The sequence below is a fragment of the Acidithiobacillus sp. TH-A35 genome (assembly GCF_057473505.1).
In genome coordinates this window covers 1-2,590 of sequence record NZ_JBYCKR010000103.1, presented here as the reverse complement: position 1 = coordinate 2,590, position 2,590 = coordinate 1, and the positions used below count along the sequence as shown (strand labels likewise).

Below are 2,590 nucleotides of genomic sequence, written 5' to 3'. Positions count from 1 at the left end.
GGCGTCAGCTCGGCACCGCCCTGTTTGACGGCCAGCACCTGGTGCAGGGCCGACCAGTTGCGCCAAAAGGCATAGGCGCAGCCCGCCATGTAGATTGCCCAGATGCGATAGCGCTTGTCACCCACCATGGCGATGGCTTCGTCCTTGTGTGCTTCCAGGCGTTGTACCCAATGGATGAGGGTTTGGGCGTAGTGGGGGCGGAGGTTTTCCACATCCAGGACTTCCAGATCCTGCCCCGCCATTTCCCATACCAGACGCCACAAATGCGGGATTTCGCCGTCGGGGAAGACGTACTTATCCATGAAATCGCTGCCGGAATGATGCCCGTCTTCGTCATCCTGCTGGCTGGCGGTGATGCCATGATTCATCACCCAGCCACCTTCCCTGAGCACCCGGTTGATGACGCCAAAATATTCTCCAAGCTTGGTGCGGCCGACGTGCTCGAGCATCCCTACCGAAGAGACCTTATCGAAATAATCCCGTTCGGGAATGTCGCGGTAATCCTGTAGGCGAATTTCCACGCGGTTCGCCAGGCCCTCGCGTTCTATGCGTTCCTTGGCGTAGGCAAACTGCTGCTCGCTAAGGGTGACCCCCACGCCCTGAATCCCGTAATGTGTTGCGGCCCAGCTCAGCAGGCCACCCCAGCCGCAGCCGATATCGAGAAGTTTTTCACCGGGCTGCAGATGGAGTTTGCGGCAGATATGATCCAGCTTCTGCTCCTGCGCGGTGTCGATATCTTCTACGCCGGTCTTGAAGTAGCCGCAGGAGTAGACCATGTTGCGGTCCAGCCAGAGCTTGTAAAAGTCATTGGAAACATCGTAGTGGTAGTGAATCGCTTCGGCATCCCGGGATTTACTATGGGCGGCCTGATATTTGCGGAAAATGCCGCCTCTGGGCTTTTTGGCGGGGAAGGCGTCGCTCAGCCCTTCCGCCACCGCGAGAATATCCTGATAGCGACCATCGATGCCGATGGTGCCCTCCACATACCCTTCGCCGAGCACGTCCAGGGCACTGCCCATGAGCATGCGCGAGATGAGTTTGGCGGAGCTGATGCGCATGGTGACGCGGATCTCCTGGTTGAAAGCGTATTCATGGCCATCCCAGAAGAGTATGCGCAGAAACAGCGGTTTTCCGTTGAGACCCTTTTTGACGTGGTCCAAAAAGTTGGTGCGTAGATCTTTCACGTTGCGACTCCTGTTCTCTCAAAATGAATGGCAGAAATACCCAGTCATAAGCGCGAACACCTGCCCTCTGTGAAGTATAGAACACCCTCGGCTATTCAAACGTCTGCATAATGATGCTTCATTCGCAACCGCAATCGGCTTCCCAGCGCAGAATGTGACCCGGTGGCACCAATTCCCGCAGGTGCGGCATCACCGCATCCACGGTCTCCGGTTCGTCAAAAAATTCCAGTACCAGCGGCAAATGCACATTGAGGCGCAGAACATCGTCGGCATGCACTTCCCCATTGCTGCCAAAGCCCGCGATACCACGAAAAGCGGTGACACCAAGCACTTTGTGCTGATCATGGAGCATGCGGAAAATCTCCTCCATGAGATTGTGGCCGCCATGCTTGTCGCCTTCCTTAATATAAACGCGTACTACGGATACGGTCGTCATGATGCACCTCTCAGATACTGCGGGAAACCCAGGCCCCGGCAAAAGCGGCACCGACGCAAAGAAACAGCGATGTAAACATATACAGCAGGCCCTTGACGGCCTCGCCATTTTCAAAAAGCACCAAGGTTTCGAGGGAGAATGTTGAAAAAGTGGTGTAAGCGCCCAGGCCACCGGTGAGCATGCCCGTGCGCAATTCCGGACTCACAGAAATACGTTCCAAGGTCTCAAAAAAAAGAAAACCCATGACAAAACAACCAAGCACATTGATGCTCAGGGTGGCCCAGGGGAAGCCGCGGCCGAATACCGTCTGCACCAGCAGGGTCTGTCCATAACGCACCCAGGCGCCGAGGACGGCAAACAGGGCAATGAAGCCGAAAGTGGCGAACATCTTTACCCCCTCATATTAAAAAAACACGGGCAAAAATAACAAGTAACAATATCCGGATATAAGCATTGAGCGGGCTGGATGCTGGAGGTCTATACCAGCAAGGCGATAGCTTCCTCCGAGGGCTGGTCGGTCACGATGGCCAATATCGGAATCAGCATCGGCACGATGAGCATGGCGGTAAAGGCCACCACCGGCGCCCAGAAAAACACCCAGGACGCAGGTTCCGGTATCAGCAGGGTTTTGTGGAAGAGTTTCCAGAGATCCCGATAGGGCTGGAATATGGACCGCCCCTGTCCGCGCTCTTCCGTGGTGACAACGAAGCCGTGCAAGAGCGGTGACAACCATAACACCGTCAAGACCTGTCCACACTGCAGGACGATATCGTCGAGCATGCCTTCCCCTTTATATGGTTTCCAACTCCCCACCGCCCGATCTTGCGATCAGGATCAGTAGCAGTCATTAGCCTATAAAGGCGGTTATTGGGCGGACTCCATCGCCACATATTTTGTTTATGTTAGTAAGGCGCGATGGCATGGTCAAGATTTTTCGTGCGCGGGCTAATCTGCAACAAGGCGATGTTTT

The 2,590-nt window shown here is 55.1% G+C and carries 4 protein-coding genes and 1 riboswitch; all 4 genes read right to left on the bottom strand.

Going from position 1 to position 2,590, the window contains the following annotated elements:
* The coding region (locus AC2VNK_RS03825) for a class I SAM-dependent methyltransferase (RefSeq protein WP_486882857.1) at positions 1 to 1,184 on the bottom strand (1,184 nt) is incomplete at its 3' end.
* Positions 1,185 to 1,302: 118 nt separating this feature from the next.
* Entirely contained in the window at positions 1,303 to 1,620 is a 318-nt protein-coding gene (locus AC2VNK_RS03820; protein ID WP_291524354.1) for a DUF190 domain-containing protein, read from the bottom strand.
* A gap of 10 nt (positions 1,621 to 1,630) precedes the next feature.
* Entirely contained in the window at positions 1,631 to 2,008 is a 378-nt protein-coding gene (gene crcB / locus AC2VNK_RS03815) for a fluoride efflux transporter CrcB (RefSeq protein WP_291524352.1), read from the bottom strand.
* An 89-nt stretch (positions 2,009 to 2,097) separates the two neighbouring features.
* The gene (locus AC2VNK_RS03810; RefSeq protein ID WP_486882856.1) at positions 2,098 to 2,400 is read right to left on the bottom strand and encodes an NADH-quinone oxidoreductase subunit H; all 303 of its coding nucleotides are present in this window, start codon (positions 2,398 to 2,400) and stop codon (positions 2,098 to 2,100) included.
* Between the two features lie 51 nt (positions 2,401 to 2,451).
* Positions 2,452 to 2,515: riboswitch (Fluoride riboswitch) on the bottom strand.
* Positions 2,516 to 2,590 lie beyond the last annotated feature (75 nt).